11 protein-coding genes are annotated in these 14,555 nt (G+C 62.8%); 1 reads left to right on the forward strand and 10 read right to left on the reverse strand.

The window, feature by feature from the left end; genetic code table 11:
• Nucleotides 1-31: 31 nt before the first annotated feature.
• Nucleotides 32-2,743 (reverse strand): ABC transporter ATP-binding protein, encoded by a 2,712-nt coding sequence (locus SS05631_RS24090; protein ID WP_037416887.1) that lies wholly within the window; start codon nt 2,741-2,743, stop codon nt 32-34.
• A 16-nt stretch (nt 2,744-2,759) separates the two neighbouring features.
• Nucleotides 2,760-3,053: a hypothetical protein gene (locus tag SS05631_RS24095; protein ID WP_037416884.1), complete on the reverse strand. Its 294-nt coding sequence runs from the start codon at nt 3,051-3,053 to the stop codon at nt 2,760-2,762.
• Here SS05631_RS24095 and SS05631_RS24100 point away from each other — a divergent pair.
• Nucleotides 3,045-3,719, forward strand: a complete 675-nt coding sequence (locus SS05631_RS24100; protein WP_037416881.1) for a hypothetical protein — start codon at nt 3,045-3,047, stop codon at nt 3,717-3,719. The two genes, SS05631_RS24095 and SS05631_RS24100, sit on opposite strands and share 9 nt — an antisense overlap.
• On the opposite strand, the gene SS05631_RS24105 is transcribed toward SS05631_RS24100, so the two are convergent.
• From SS05631_RS24105 to SS05631_RS24140, 8 genes are all read right to left on the reverse strand, one after another.
• Complete coding sequence (locus SS05631_RS24105) at nt 3,697-4,878, reverse strand: glycosyltransferase (protein WP_037416878.1); 1,182 nt, start codon at nt 4,876-4,878, stop codon at nt 3,697-3,699. The genes SS05631_RS24100 and SS05631_RS24105 overlap by 23 nt on opposite strands.
• Nucleotides 4,860-6,107: a glycosyltransferase family 4 protein gene (locus tag SS05631_RS24110; protein ID WP_037416875.1), complete on the reverse strand. Its 1,248-nt coding sequence runs from the start codon at nt 6,105-6,107 to the stop codon at nt 4,860-4,862. Before SS05631_RS24110 ends, SS05631_RS24105 begins: the two co-directional genes overlap by 19 nt.
• A gap of 7 nt (nt 6,108-6,114) precedes the next feature.
• Nucleotides 6,115-7,329, reverse strand: a complete 1,215-nt coding sequence (locus tag SS05631_RS24115; protein WP_037416872.1) for a glycosyltransferase family protein — start codon at nt 7,327-7,329, stop codon at nt 6,115-6,117.
• Between the two features lie 77 nt (nt 7,330-7,406).
• Nucleotides 7,407-8,582 carry an ABC transporter permease gene (locus SS05631_RS24120; RefSeq protein ID WP_037416868.1) on the reverse strand — a complete coding sequence of 392 codons (1,176 nt, stop codon included), beginning with the start codon at nt 8,580-8,582 and terminating at the stop codon, nt 7,407-7,409.
• On the reverse strand, nt 8,579-9,577 hold the full coding sequence (locus tag SS05631_RS24125) for an ABC transporter permease (RefSeq protein WP_037384592.1): 999 nt from the start codon (nt 9,575-9,577) through the stop codon (nt 8,579-8,581). Before SS05631_RS24125 ends, SS05631_RS24120 begins: the two co-directional genes overlap by 4 nt.
• 1 nt (nt 9,578) lies before the next feature.
• Complete coding sequence (locus tag SS05631_RS24130) at nt 9,579-11,480, reverse strand: ABC transporter substrate-binding protein (RefSeq protein ID WP_037416865.1); 1,902 nt, start codon at nt 11,478-11,480, stop codon at nt 9,579-9,581.
• Nucleotides 11,477-13,369, reverse strand: coding sequence for an ABC transporter ATP-binding protein (locus SS05631_RS24135; RefSeq protein WP_037416863.1), 1,893 nt, complete (start codon nt 13,367-13,369; stop codon nt 11,477-11,479). Before SS05631_RS24135 ends, SS05631_RS24130 begins: the two co-directional genes overlap by 4 nt.
• Nucleotides 13,370-13,582: 213 nt before the next feature.
• Nucleotides 13,583-14,554 carry a polysaccharide lyase gene (locus SS05631_RS24140; RefSeq protein ID WP_037416860.1) on the reverse strand — a complete coding sequence of 324 codons (972 nt, stop codon included), beginning with the start codon at nt 14,552-14,554 and terminating at the stop codon, nt 13,583-13,585.
• Nucleotide 14,555 lies beyond the last annotated feature (1 nt).

Consider the following 14,555-nt stretch of genomic DNA (forward strand, 5'->3'; position numbering starts at 1 on the left):
ATTACGCCTGCCACCCTATGCTAATATTACATCAAGACGCCAGTTCCTTATAGTCGCTGTCTTTTGAGGGCGTTTCCACAGATTCGTCGTGCACCAGCCGGCCGTTTTCGAAATGCACGACGCGATCGAAGAGTTCCGATAGGGCAGGATTGGAGAGAACCCACACGATCGCCGGATCCCGCTTTTCGTCGTGGAGAAAGGCGAAGACGTTGCGGGTAATCTGGTCCTGGGTGCGCTGGTCGAGCGCCGCCAGCGGCTGGTTGATGATGTAGAAATCCGAAAGCCGGATCAGGGTGCGCGCCAGATTGAGCTTCTGCCGCTGGCCTGCGGTCAGCCGCTTGCCGCCGGCGCCGACGTCGAAATCGAGACCGAAGGCCAGCACCTTGTTGTAAAGGCCGAGCGCCTCGAAGAGATCGCGAACGATCGCCCGGATCTTGTCCGATCCATCCGTGTGCTTGTGGCCGATGCGACCGAAAAGCACGTTGTCGAGGATGGTGGCCGAGGCCATGTAGCGGTTCGGCTGGTAGTGCTCGATGACGCCGACGAGATCGGCAGGCAGTCCGTCGCTGAACTCACGCCGCGCCTCGACGATCTTTTGCATAAGCTCCTCAGTCAGCAGGCCGAAGCGATGCCGCGGCTCGATATAGCCGAAGCACAGTCGGATGATCCGGATCGCGTCCTCCTCCGAGACCTCGTCGAGCGGCCGGCCCCTGACCTTCTGTAGAAGCGCTTCATAGCCCGGGATTTCCTCGCTGGTCATGAAGGTCAGCTGCTGGAAGAACGGATGATCCGGCGGCAGGTCGCGGAACAATTCGACGACGTTCTCGGCAATTTCCAGCCCCATTTCGTAGAAGGTCTCGTGCAGGCCCGCCCGCTTCAGCACCGTCTTGAAGAAGGGATGATTCTCGAGCGCTTCCTCCCACCTTGCCCTGTCGGTGACCGTGCCGAAGAGCAGGTTCTCGCCGACCGTCGCCTCGATATTGTAGGAGCCCGGCTCGAAGAAGACGACGAGGTCGCTGAGCTTCTCGGCCTCGAGGCGCCGGCGGAGCGCTGCGCGCATTTCGACGATTTCATGGGCAAATGCCTCATGTTCGACGGGATTGATCGTCGAACGGACCGCCAATGCCGAAATGTCGTTCGTCAACAGCACGACGTCGAGCACCGCCCTGACCTTGTTGAAGAGATCCTCTGGCCCCGTCGCTCCGGCCGCTCCATAGTCGATCCAGTCGCTATTGAGGTCGAGCGAGGGATTGCCGGCGAGCTTCGCCTCGAGCAGTTCCCACCGGCGATGGGCCGCCTTGTCGCCCTCATAGACGACCTCGGTCAGCGGCGCATGCTTGAGACCGTAGAGCAGATTGTCGCCGAGACTGCCTTGGAAGGTGTAGACCTCGGAGGAGGCATAGGAGATCCGCCGGCCGATGACGGACTCCGGCAGCTCATGGATGTCATCGTCGCCGACGACGATCCTGCCGCTTGCCGGCCAAGCCAGGCGGCCGAGGGCCTCGGCCAGAGCCTCTCCGCCGCCACCCGTGCCGCCCGTAACCGCCACCGTCTCGCCCGGGCGCACCTGAAAGGAGACATGCTCGATCAGCTTGGCGCCGCCGTCGTCGGCAAGAGTGAGATTGACGGCAGCAAGAACGCCGGCGAGCACCGGGGGCGACGCAAGGGAAACCTCCTGCACCTTCGGGTCGATCAGCGGCTCGACGCTGAACTGTTCGACGACCTGGGTGTATTTGACCTGCACGTCCTGGCGCGCCTGGTCCCAATCGATCAGTTCCTTCAGCGGTCCCGGCAGGTCCTTGTAGGCACCGATCACCGCGACCAGCTGGCCGATGTCAAGGCGTCCCTGGAGGGCGAAATAGCCGCCGATCGAATAGAACAGGAAAGGCGTGACCTGGGCGAGGAAGTTGTTCAGGAACTTCACCAGGAACTTCCACTGGTAAAGGTCGTAGCGGATCTTGAAAATCCGGCCGAGGCGGGCGGCAATGTCGGCGCGCTCGTAGTTGGACGTATCATGGCCGCGGATCGTGCCGATGCCATCGACGATTTCGCTGACCCGTCCGGAGAGCTCGCGTGCCGTCAGCTGCCGCTCGCGGCCGAGCACCAGCAGGCGCCGGCGCATGCGCGGAATGATTATCGCCTGGATCGCGACGATGACAAAGGCGATGATGCCGAGCCAGAAGCTCTGGATCAGGATGAAGATCAGCGCCGTCAGCGCCTGGCCGCCGAGCAGCGCAGGCTGCACGAAAGCGTCGCCGGTGAAGCCGCCCATCGGCTCCACTTCATCCTTGATCATCGTCGAGATTTCCGCGGGCTTCACGCGCTTCAAGTGATGCGGCGGGAAGCGCAGGACGCGATCGACGAGCTCGAAACGGATGCGTCTGAGGAGCCTTTCGCCGAGCCGGCCCTTGTAAGTGTTGATGTAGAACTTGAAGAGTCCGTTGATGATCACCAGCAGGAGAAAGACGAGACTGAGTGCCAGCAGCGTCCCCTGCCGCCCAAGTTCGATTCCCGAAAACAGATTGACCTCGCCAAAGTACGGCAGGCTGAAGGAAATCGGCAGGAAGAGCTGGGTCGCTCCGGGCGTCTCGAAGCCCTGTCCCTGGATCGGCCCGTTGACGATCTGCTTCGGCAGGTCGAAAGACATGAAATAGGGGATCATCGACAGCGCCACGATCAGGAGGATCCAGAGCTGCGACTTTCGGGTATGGGTCCAGATGTAGCGGGAAAGACGGGGTTCCATGGGCGGGTAATGAGACCTAATCTGAAATTCGGGATCGCAGGGCCGCTCCGAAGGCGGACGCTAGCCGCAAATGGTTTTTCTCCACCAGATCTTCAATGGCGTTCGCCTCTTCCGCGAACTCGATGACTGCCTGCCATGAGAGCAGAGGCATGCTCCATGTCAAGCGCTTGGTGGGCCAAGCAGACTTCTTCAGTCGGATATCGAACTGCCCTGTCGTTCTGCTCGGCTCCTTCGGCAACCGACCAGTCGCGGTGTTCTTGCGCGCCTTGCGCTTGCCGGATCGTGAGCTTACAACAGCCGCATGACGCATGCCAGCCACTCCCCCCGCACATCCGACGATTGGCTCGAAAACGGTTATGACCTCGCGCGGGGTCTCGCCGCATACACGGGCAGCACGCTTGTCGCCGGCATAGCCAAGGTCATTGCGAAGCATCCGGAAGCGAATATCGCCAATGCCTTCAACCACAAGCAGGTTCTTTGCAAACTCTGGGCCCGCGAGGAGCTTTTGAAGAGCGGCGGCTCCGACTACGGCAGGATTGCCGTTCTCGGCGGCTGGTACGGCATTCTGCCGGCCATGCTGCTCGAAGATCGGCGCTTCATAATCGCCGCGATCGACAGTTTCGACATCGATCCGGCGGTCCAGCAGGTGGCGCTGACGCTGAATGCCGGCTTCGGCGCCCGTTTTCACGCCGCAACCGCGGATATGTATCAGATCGACTATCGCGGCCTTGGGGCCGATCTCGTCATCAACACGAGCTGCGAGCACATCGCCGATCTTGGCGCATGGCTCGGCCTCGTCCCCTCCGGCACCCGCGTGCTCTTGCAGTCAAACGACTATTTCAGCGAGCCCACCCACATCAACTGCGTTGCCTCGCTCGGGGAGTTTCAGGCCAAGGCCGGCCTTTCCCGGGTCAACTTCGCCGGCGCACTGCCGATGAAGAAATATACGCGCTTCATGCTGATCGGTGCGGTCTGACGCCTTCCATCCGATTCAGACGCTCCTCGATAATTGTCGCCGTATTGTCGGCTCCGTCGAGATCGAGCGGCGGAATATCGGGTTTCGAACGCGCAAGCGACGCCTCCACCCGGCGGGCGAGTTGCCGCGCGGTGATTCCTTCCTCGGGCAGGACGGCGGCCAGCCCGAGCCTCTCCAGTCTCGTTGCCCGCGTGCTCTGCTCCGTTTCGCCGCCGGCGGTAAAGGGAATGAGCAGCGCGCTGCATCCGGCCCGCAATATGTCACAGACGGTGTTGTAACCGGCCTGTGACACCGAGAGACGCGCGCCGGCAAGGAGGCTTGCGAAATCCTGGCGGAAACGAAACAGGCTGGCATTTTCCGGTGCCGAGACGGCGAGTTCGTCGAAGTCCGGCTGCGGCAGGTTCGGGCCGGTCACCAGGCACCAGCGGAGCTCTTGCGGCAAGAACTTCGCAGCCCCGAGAGCAGCGCCGATCAGTTCCTTGCCGACGGCGCCGCCGCCCGCAGAAACCAGAATGTCGAAGGTCTCGGCGGGCTCGCCCGGCGATGGTGGGGCGACAAGGCCGGTATAGGCCACCCGCTCGGCGATCTCGCCAGCCAGCGGAAACGTCTCCTCGAGCCGGGCAAAAGCCGGGTCGCCGTGGACGAGCACGAGGTCGAAATGCTTCTTCACCAGTTCGACCGTCTCCTCGGCCCGGCCTGGCTTCGTCCGTTCCTGCAGAATGTCGCGCAGCGAAGTCGCGACCAGCGGGCGGCGTTCCATCGCTTCGATCGCCTCGAGCAGCGGCAGAAGCTCGAAGCGCATCTGCCGGCGGCCGAACGGAAAGGCCTCGATGATGACGATGTCGGGTTCCGCACGGCGGAGTGCATCCAGGAGCAGATCCTTGCGACGCTCCTGGAACGCGGCGGTCACCGGATTGGCCTCGGCGTCTGCCAGACCGGAGAATCCCTTGTCCCCCGCCGTCACCGGCGGCAGGACGACCGTCCTGATGTCCTCTCCGGGAAAGCCCTGAACCGGCAAGCCGCCGGTGACCATCGTCACGTCGAAGCCGCGCTTCAGCAGCGCCTTCGCAATGCGGCTCGCCCTTGCCAGATGCCCGATACCGAGCAGGTGCTGCACATAGAAAAAAACGCGCCGCTTGCTCAAGGGGCCCTTCTCCATTCGCTTTCGAAAAGATCGCTCAACTGGCTGACGCTCGAGTGGTGGTCGAACTCGGCCCGCACGCGCCTTTCCGCCGCAGCGCCAAGCCTCCTGCGCAAAGCCGGGTCGCGGATAAGCCGCTCAAGCGCGGCTGCGAGGGCACGCGGATCCTCGGGCGGCACGACAAGGCCGTTCTCATTATCCTCAAGCAGCTCCGGAATGCCGGATACACGTGTCGAAACACAGGCAAGCCGCTGGCTCGACGCCTCGACCAGCACGTTCGGCAAGCCGTCGCGATCGCCGTCGGCCGCAACCCGGCAGGCAAGTGCAAATATGTCGCTCTCCCGATAGCGCGCGAGCACGTCCTTCTGATCGAGCGCGCCGTGCCAGGTCACGCGATGGGCAAGGCCGAGATCACCGGCGAGTCCCCGCATATCCTTGGTCAGATCGCCCGCCCCTATGTGGTCGAAACGCCAATTGAGGTCGGCGGGCAATATCGCCAGCGCCTTGAGGAGAATGTCGTAGCCCTTCTTGGCGACGGCCCGCCCGACGCTGACGATGCGCACCGGATCGCCGGGATCATATCCGTCGCGGCTGGAGTGATCGCCCTCGAAGCTTGGGAAGCGATCGAGGTCCAGGCCGTGATAGCTGAGATGCACCCGGGATTTCTCGGCCGCCAGGCTCTTCAAGTGCTCGAAGCCGCTGCGCGTGCATGTCACCGTCCAGCGCGCCCGACCAAGCTTCTCCGACAGCGCCCAGTCCGCGGAAGTCCAGATGTCCTTGGCATGGGCCGAGCAAGTCCAGGGAACGCCGGCCATGATGCTCGCATAGGCCGTCACCGAGGCGGGCGTATGGATGAAATGCGCGTGAAGCCAACGCGCCCCGGCCGGCCATTCGGCGAAGAGCACCAGCGCCTGGCCGAAGCGGCGGAAGCGGTTGCGCGTCCAGTCACGGCGGAGATCGCGTGTGAAGGGAGGAAGTGCCCGCCAGAAGCCGTTTTTCGGCAGCGACTTTAACAGCGAGCGAAACACCCGCCAAGGTTCCTCATGCAGATATTCCGGGAGATAGAAGACCTTCGCCCGAATCTCGTCATGGACGGGGTGTCGCTTCGCGTCGGTCGGCCGTCTGAGGGCGACGAGCACGAGATCGTGCCCCGCCCTTTCGAGACCCAACAGTTCCTGGGCAATGAAGGTCTCGGAAAGGCGTGGGTAGCCCTTCAGAACAACGGCGATCTTTCGAGTTTCGGGCACGGGTATTTCAGCTTGTCTGCTTGACGACGCTCAGGTGATCCCTCGATCGGTGATCGAGCCAGTCTCCGACGATCCCGGAGATATGGACAAGGCCCTCCAGCCTCAGTTCGTGCCTGTTGCGGGAGGGGGCGGCACGCTGCGGCAGGTCCCTGAGCGCCGCGGCGAAGCGCAGCGGGTCCTCCGCCTCATGGGGCAGCAGCATCTCGACCAGGCCGAGCTCCGAGGCGCGCCGCGCGCGGATCAGCTGCTCCTCGCGCGGCTGCAGCCGCGGCACGATCAGCGCCGGCTTGTCGAAGGAGAGTATCTCGCAATAGGTGTTGTAGCCGCCCATCGAGACGACGGCCCGGGCGCCGGCGACCAGTTCCTCCATGCGATTGTCGAACTCGATGATCTTGATGAACGGGATACGGCCGCCCTTCCGGATTAGCTTGTTGCGCTGCTTGGCGGGCATGTAGGGGCCGAGGACGACAAGTGCGTTATGCGTGAGGTTCGGGTCCTGCTGGTAGGCGTGGATGACGTTGTGGATGAGCTCGGCGCCGTCGCCACCGCCCCCGGTGGTCACCAGAATATAGTCGCCCTCCGGCCGGTGATCGGGCAATCCGTCATGCGGAACGCTTCGCTGCAGGAAGCCGACGAAATTCATGCGGTCGCGCACCGCCGCCGGCACGTCAATCCCGACCAGCGGGTCATAGAAATCCGGCGGGCCGTAGACCCAGATCGAATCGTAGAACTGCTCGATCTTGCGCATCGTGTCGCGGCGCTTCCACTCTTCCTCGAGCAGGTGCGGCGCATCCATGATTTCGCGAAGGCCGAGAACCAAGCGGGTCCCGTGCGTCTTCAGATAGGTCAAGGTGTCCTCGACCTCCCCGCGCAGCCCCATCGGCTCCTTATCGACGATGAAGATGTCCGGTTTGAAGGTCTCGGCGGTCGAGCGAATGATCGACTGACGCATCTTCAGCGTCTCGTGCAGGTCGATATGGCGGTCAAGGGAGGTGTATTCTCCATTCCTGAGCTTGATGACGCTCGGGATCTTCACGAAGTCGACGCGGGCCCGATAGTCGAAGGCGCCGGCGATGGTGGCCCCGGAAATGATCAGCACCTGCAGGCCGCTGTAGTCCTCGACGAGCGCATGCGCGATCGCGCGACAGCGCCGGAGGTGCCCCAGGCCGAACGTATCATGGCTGTACATGAGAATCCGGGCATCTTCGAAGCGCCGTATCATACGAAGAACCTTTCTCTCATACGGAAACGCCAAGTCCGCTGCAGCGCCTGTTTTTTGATCGAGCGACGGTACCGGGGCTATTTGTAGGGATCTGCGGCGTCGCGCAACCCGTCTCCCAGGAAGTTGAACGCCAATATCACAAGAATGACTGGTATAGTCGGAAACAGCAGCCAAGGATAGAAGGCAATCACGCTGACACTCTTTGCCTCGGTCAGCAGGATGCCCCAGCTGGTGATCGGCGGGCGCAGCCCGAGGCCGAGGAAGCTGAGCGCCGTCTCGCCGAGAATCATGCCGGGAATCGAGATCGTCGCTGTCGCGATGAGATGCGACATGAAGCCCGGCACCAGATGCCGCCCGATGATGCGGCTGCTTTTCGCCCCCATCAGCTGCGCCGCAAGCACATAGTCCTCTTCCCTGAGCGCCAGCAGCTTGGAGCGGACGGCGCGCGCCAGGCCGGTCCAGTCGAGAAGCCCGAGAATGACGGTGATGCCGAGATAGATGAGGATCGGGCTCCATGTCGCCGGCATGATCGCCGCCAGCGAAAGCCACAGCGGAATGCTCGGTATCGACTGGAGAACTTCGATCAGCCGCTGCACGACGAGATCGAAAACGCCGCCGTGATAGCCGGCAAGGCCGCCGATGACGATGCCCAGCACGAAGCTGACGGTGATCCCGAGCAGGCCGATCGTCAGCGAGATCCGCGCGCCGTAGATGATGCGCGACAGCACGTCGCGCCCCAGCCTGTCGCTGCCGAGCAGGAACATCTGGCCGTTTTCCGCCGGGCAGACGAGATGCAGGTTGCTTTCGAAAAGTCCCCAGAAGCGATAGCTGTCGCCGCGGCAGAAGAAGCGGATCGGCTGGACGTCCGCCCGGTTGTCCGTGTAGTTTCGCTTCAGCGTATCCATGTCGAGCTGCATCGTCCGTCCGTAGACGAAGGGGCCGACGAAATCTCCCTCATGGAAGAAATGCACCCGCTGAGGCGGCGCGTAGATGAAATTCATGTTGCGCGTGTGCAGATTGTAGGGCGCCAGGAACTCGCAGATGAGAATCATCCCGTAGAGCACCGCCAGGAAGATGCCGGACGCCAGCGCAACCTTGTGCCGCTTGAACTTCCACCACATCAGCCGCAGCTGCGACGCCTGGTTGACGCGCACCTGCTCCTCCGTCATCACCTCGACGGAATAGGGATCGAAGGGGGCGGTCGACACGTAATGCGGTAGGGGTTCGCCCGGGGCAGGAATCGGTGACGTCACTTGGTGCTCCTGCCTTGCAGGCGAATTCTGGGATCGAGGACGGCGAGCGCGAGGTCGGAAATCAGGACACCGATGACGGTGAGGAACGCCAGGAACATCAGGAACGACCCCGCGAGATACATGTCCTGACTTTGCAGCGCCTTGATCAGCATCGGCCCGGTGGTCTCGAGCGACAGCACGATCGCGGTGATTTCAGCACCGGAAATGATCGCCGGCAGGATTGAGCCGATGTCGGAGATGAAGAAGTTGAGCGCCATCCGCAGCGGATATTTGACAAGGGTCCGGGTCCGCGAGAGGCCTTTGGCCCGGGCGGTCACCACATATTGCTTCTGCAATTCGTCGAGCAGGTTCGCCCTCAAGCGCCGGATCATCCCGGCCGTGCCGGCGGCGCCGACGATGATCACCGGAATCCAGATGTGTTCGAGGATCGACTTCGCCTTCTCCCAGCTCATCGGCTCGGAAAGGTATTTCTGGTCCATCAGGTGGCCAATCGAGGTGCCGAACCAGATATTGGCGAAATACATGAGGATCAGCGCCAGCATGAAGTTCGGGATGGCGATGCCGATGAGGCCGACGAGCGAGAGACCGTAATCGCCCCAGCTGTATTGGTTGGTCGCCGCATAGATGCCGATCGGGAAGGCGATGATCCAGGTGAAGATGATGGTGAAGAACGACACCAGGATCGTCAGCCACAGGCGGTCGCCGACAACCTCGCTCACCGGCAACTCATATTCGAAGGAATAGCCGAAATCCCCCTGCAGCATGCCGCCGACCCAATAGACGTAGCGCAGCAGCGGCGGCTGATCGAAGCCGTATTGCTGGCGCAGCGACTCGATCTGCTCCATGTCGACGCCTTCGCCCTGCGCCCTCAGCTCGGCGATGTAGCTCTCGAAATAGTCGCCGGGCGGCAGCTCGATGATGGTGAAGACGAGTGCCGAGATGATGAGCAAGGTCGGCACCATCACCGCGATGCGCCAGAGGATGTACCGCAGCATCTCAGCTATCCTGTTCCAGCCAGAAGGTATCGGCCTTGTAGACGCCGAAATAGCTCGTCGGATCGAAGCCCCACAGCGCCTCGTCCGGCATGTTGCGCAGCTTCGTCGAAACGAGGATCGGCTGCAGCGAAGCGTTGACGAGGCCGATCGAGAAGACCTGGTCCGTATAGATGGACAGCATCTGCCTCCATATGTCGGCCCGCTCCGCGTCGTCGGCGGAATGCCGCCAGCGCTTGAGCAAGGCGAGCAGCTCGACCACCGGTTCCAGGTCCGGTGCCTCGCCCATTTCGCCGTGCGAAATATAGTTCAGACCCCAGACCGGCCATTGCAGCTGGTCGTCGGCGGTCGGCGCGAGCTGGCCGGGATTCATGTCCGCCGTCGGCACGCCGTTGTCGATGCCGAACCACATGGACATGATGATCTCGCCGCCGACTGCGCGGCTGCGGAACGTGTCGCGCTGCGAGGTGCGGATGAAGAGCGAGATGCCGACCTTCTGCCAATAGTCGGTGATGAGTTGCAGCACATCCGTGTCGAGCGTGCTTTCGCCAGGCGTTTCCACGACGATCTGCGCCCGCCGGCCATCGGGAAGGATGCGGATGCCGTCGCTGTCGCGTTTTGCAAGGCCGGCCTGATCGAGCAGGGCGTTGGCTTGGTCCGGATCGTGGGCGATCCAGGCGCTCGCGAATTCGGGACGGAACAGCGGACTTTCCGGCAGGACCGTATCGGCGCTCTCCTTGGTCAGCCCATAGAAGGCCGCCATGTTGATCTCGCGCCGGTCGATCGCCAGCGACAGGGCTCGGCGGACCCGTACGTCTCTCAGGAGCGGCCGCCACACCGGGTCGGCGCAATTGAGATTCGGAAGCAGCGCCAGGCGCGAGCCGGAGGTCTTCTTCCACAGTTTGACCTTCACCGGATAACGCTTCTCGGCATCCTTGAGGTACGTATAGTCAACGAAGTCGATGCCCGCCGCCTGCAGGTCGCTTTCGCCTGTGCCAGTCTTTGCCGGAATGAGCGCCGAGGAACTGACGCTCAGCACGAATTTGTCGATATAGGGCAGTTGCAGGCCGTTCTCGTCGACACGATGGAAGAACGGATTGCGCTCGAAGATGAATTGTTCGGCCGGCAGCGGCGTCGTGTTGCGCCACGGATCGAGGGTCGGCAGGTCCGGGTTTTCCGGCCTGTAGGAGCGCGCCATGCGTTGGTGGAGCTGGTGCCACTTCTTGACCCGCTCTTCCTTCATCAGCGCCTTCAGCTTATCCTCTTCCTGGTATTTCTTGTGGAACTGCTTGAGATAGGCCGAGGGCATGGCGAGAACCAGCGGCTGCGGCGCCGCCAGCTTCTGCAGGAAATCCGGATTGGGCATCGCCCAGGAGTAGCGCAGCGTGCGCTCGTCGAGGACCTCGAACTTCGCCGCCTGACCGTCCATGACCATGGCCGTCGGCAGGCCGGCCGGCGACAGGTCCTCGTTGAGCAGCACGTCCTCGAAACAGTAGCGGAAGTCCTCGGCGGTCAGCGGCGTGCCGTCCGACCACTTGTGCCCCTCGCGGAGATGGAAGGTGAAAATCCGGTCCTCCACCGTCTCGAAGCGTTCGAGCACGTCCGGGTGGAGGTTGAGCGCCTCGTCGTAGCCGACCAGCCGGGCATAGCCGTAGATCGTCATCAGGCGGATGTCCTTGGCGCTGCCGATCAGGCTGCGGATCGTTCCGCCATGCCGGCCGGGCTGCCTCCCCATCGCTGCGACATTGATCACTCGCGGCGTTTTCGGCAGGCGTTCGTTGAGCGGCGGAATCTTGCCTTCGGCGACAAGCGGCGCCGAGGCATCGACCCCGCCCGCCGCGGCGAAGAGGACTTTCGGCAGGGCGGTTGAAGCGAGGATGGCGAGTGCTGTTCTTCGGGTAATCACGGGCGCAACTCCCTAGCATCTGCCGATTTCCTGGCGAGCACGTAATGACCACCGCCAAGATCGGCCGGAAAGAGAGCGTTCTCCTCGCCGCCGTCCGAGAATTGCACTCCCCACTGACGCTGGTCCGAACACCCGCTCGCCTGGAGCGCGTCGAAGTCGAGCTTCCGATCCAGATCGGGATAGGGCACGGCTGCCAGCAGTGATTTCGTATAGGGATGAACCGGATTGCGCATCAGCACCTCGCGCGGTGCGAGCTCGACAATCCGCCCCGAACACATGACGGCAATTCGGTCGGCCATGTAGTCGACGACCGCCAGATTGTGCGAGATGAACAGCATCGTCAGGCCGAGTTCCTTCTGCAAATCTTTGAGAAGGTTGAGAATCTGGGCCTGGACTGAGACATCGAGAGCCGAGACGGGCTCGTCGCAGATCAGGAGCTGCGGAACCAGCGCCAGCGCCCGGGCAATGCCGATGCGCTGCCTCTGACCGCCGGAGAAGCTGTGCGGATAGCGATTGATGAAGCGCTGGTCGAGGCCGACCGCCTGCAGCAGGGAGCGGACGGTTTCGACCCGCGACTTCGGATCGCCCCGGCCGTGAATCTCGAGCGGCTCGCTGAGGATGTTCTTGACCGTCATGCGCGGCGAAAGCGACGAGACCGGATCCTGGAAGACCATCTGGATCTTGGCGCGAAGCGCCTTGAGCTCGGCGCCATCGAGCTTCAGGACGTCGACGGCGCCTTCCCCGTCGTCGAAGGTGACCGAACCCTGATCCGGCGTCACGGCGCGCATCAGTATCTTGCTGACGGTCGTCTTGCCGCAGCCGCTTTCGCCGACCAGCCCCAGGCACTCGCCGCGACGGATGTCGAAGCTGACATCGTTGACGGCGCGGTGGCGCGACGTGGTGCCGCTGCCGAACCAACCGGACGAGCGCGTCGAGAACGTCTTGCACAGATGGCGGACCGAGACGAGGACATCCGGCCCGGCGGCCTTCTTGACGTGCTGGGTTCCGAGGAGCGTCCCGGCCTTGACCGGCACCTCGCGAAGCGCCTTCAGCCTTTCACCCGGCTTCATGTCGAAATGCGGCACGGCCGCCATCAGCCCCTTGAGATAGGGATGCTGCGGATTGCGGAAGATTGCCTCGACCGGCCCCGCCTCGACAATATCGCCGTGATAGATGACGACCACCTCGTCGGCCATGTTGGCGACGACGCCAAGGTCGTGCGTGATCAACAGCATGGCCATGTTGAGCTTCGACTGGAGCTCGCGCAGCAGCTGCAGGATTTGCGCCTGCACCGTCACGTCGAGCGCCGTCGTCGGCTCGTCGGCGATCAGCAGTGCCGGGCGGCAGATCAGCGCCATGGCGATCATCGCCCGCTGACGCATGCCGCCGGAAAGCTCGAAGGGGTACATGTCGTAGGCCCGCTTCGGATTAGCGAAACCGACATAGCCCAGCAGCTCTTCGGTTTGCGCCCGGCGCTCCGCCTTGTCCGCATCCGTGTGGATTCTCAGCACTTCGGAAATCTGGTTGCCGATCGTGTGGAGCGGCGACAGCGAGGTCATTGGCTCCTGGAAGATCTTGCTGATCCGAGCGCCGCGGATTTCCTGGATCTCGCTCCCGTCGGTTTCGAGCGAGAGCAGGTCGACCGGCTTTGCCCCGGCCGCGGTGTCGTTAAACAGGACCCGGCCGCCCACCTTGGCGACACTGGGCAAAATGCCCATGATCGCCTGGCTGATGGCCGACTTGCCCGACCCGGACTCGCCGACGAGCGCCGTCACCTTGCCTGGCAAAATCCTGAAATTCGCTCCCCGGACGGCCTCCACGTTGCCGCCAAGCACGGAAAATGTGATCCGCAGACCCTCAACCCTTAGTAGGTCCGCTCCTGAAGTCATTGCAACACACCGCCCTCATTACCCCTCCTGCATGATCCCCCTCCCTTATGGCAGGGATATTATGCAGCAATTTCAAGTGTCACAGCGACCTTGACATGCCCCGCGGCGCTGTAGCGTCCGCCACCGTCGAAACAGTAGCTTAGCTTCCGCGGGCTGTCCAGCGCACCGCCGGTGGGGTACGTGGAGGGCGTTGGCAAGTGGCGCGCGGACCTTTTACGGAAAGGGGCAAACGCCGTCCGTCAGGACATCGGCACAACGCGATGAACGGCGGAAGTCGTCGTAATAGAGCGTCCAGTCGGTCGTGTCGGCGGCGCGATAGGGGCCGAACTTGAAATACTGATTCTCTCCCAGGCCTTTGTCGGCGTGGCCGATATGGCCCTTGACCGTTATGATCGGCTTACCGTTGGCAAACAGCTCGATGTGCCCCGCGCCGTCCGGCCCGGGTTTGGTGAAGATCGCGAAATCGATCCAGCCGGAACCCGGCTCCGGGAGCGGATTGCCGTGATCGGTGACCGTCACCGCCTTCGTGCACGAGTTGAAAAGGCTGCTGTCCTCAGTCGTCCAGTTCGGGTCCGTGGCCACCAGGATGCGCACCTGGTTCACGTCGGGGCGGGCCCAGGCCGGCACCTCGCCCGGCCCGCAGCGGGCCGGCTTGCCTTCGGGGCCGGTCGAAATCGGCAGCTGATAATTGGTCTCGACGGTGGCGAAGAGCTTCCCGAGGTCCATGCGCAGCGCCAGAAAGGGGCTGAAATCCCCATCCGCGCCAGGATCGATCTCGCGCTTCCATTGTGCGATCAGATAGCGATGGTCGCCGCTCGGAATCGGGTCCTCGAACTTGACCGCGAAGCCGTACCAGACGCCTTGGTCATAGGGAACGCGCAGGGCGGTCTTTTCCCAGATTTCCGCCCGCTCGCTGCAGCCGTCGTTCAATGTCGGGCAATGCGGCACGACGCTGAGCTTCAGCCCGCCATTGCCCGTCCGTTTGACCGCGGTCTGGAACTCGACGGTGCCGGCGCTCTGCTCGAAATTCTCGCGGTAATAGAGGCCGCCTTCCGGCGCAAAATCCTTGCCTTCGAAACCGTCGACCAGTTTCTGCTCCAGAGGCGGTTGTTGTTGCTGCAGTGCTTGAGCGTTTGCGATGGTCGGCAGGAGAAGAGTGGCGGCCAGAAAAGCGACGCGAAGCATA

The organism is Sinorhizobium sp. CCBAU 05631, assembly GCF_002288505.1.
Taxonomy (GTDB): domain Bacteria; phylum Pseudomonadota; class Alphaproteobacteria; order Rhizobiales; family Rhizobiaceae; genus Sinorhizobium; species Sinorhizobium fredii_C.

Excerpts from the sequence above, each read along its gene's own strand:
- SS05631_RS24090 (WP_037416887.1), bottom strand. The coding sequence starts at position 2,743 with ATGGAACCCCGTCTTTCCCGCTACATCTGGACCCATACCCGAAAGTCG.
- SS05631_RS24100 (WP_037416881.1), top strand. The coding sequence starts at position 3,045 with ATGACGCATGCCAGCCACTCCCCCCGCACATCCGACGATTGGCTCGAA.
- SS05631_RS24095 (WP_037416884.1), bottom strand. The coding sequence starts at position 3,053 with ATGCGTCATGCGGCTGTTGTAAGCTCACGATCCGGCAAGCGCAAGGCG.
- SS05631_RS24105 (WP_037416878.1), bottom strand. The coding sequence starts at position 4,878 with ATGGAGAAGGGCCCCTTGAGCAAGCGGCGCGTTTTTTTCTATGTGCAG.
- SS05631_RS24115 (WP_037416872.1), bottom strand. The coding sequence starts at position 7,329 with ATGATACGGCGCTTCGAAGATGCCCGGATTCTCATGTACAGCCATGAT.
- SS05631_RS24125 (WP_037384592.1), bottom strand. The coding sequence starts at position 9,577 with ATGCTGCGGTACATCCTCTGGCGCATCGCGGTGATGGTGCCGACCTTG.
- SS05631_RS24135 (WP_037416863.1), bottom strand. The coding sequence starts at position 13,369 with ATGACTTCAGGAGCGGACCTACTAAGGGTTGAGGGTCTGCGGATCACA.
- SS05631_RS24140 (WP_037416860.1), bottom strand. The coding sequence starts at position 14,554 with ATGCTTCGCGTCGCTTTTCTGGCCGCCACTCTTCTCCTGCCGACCATC.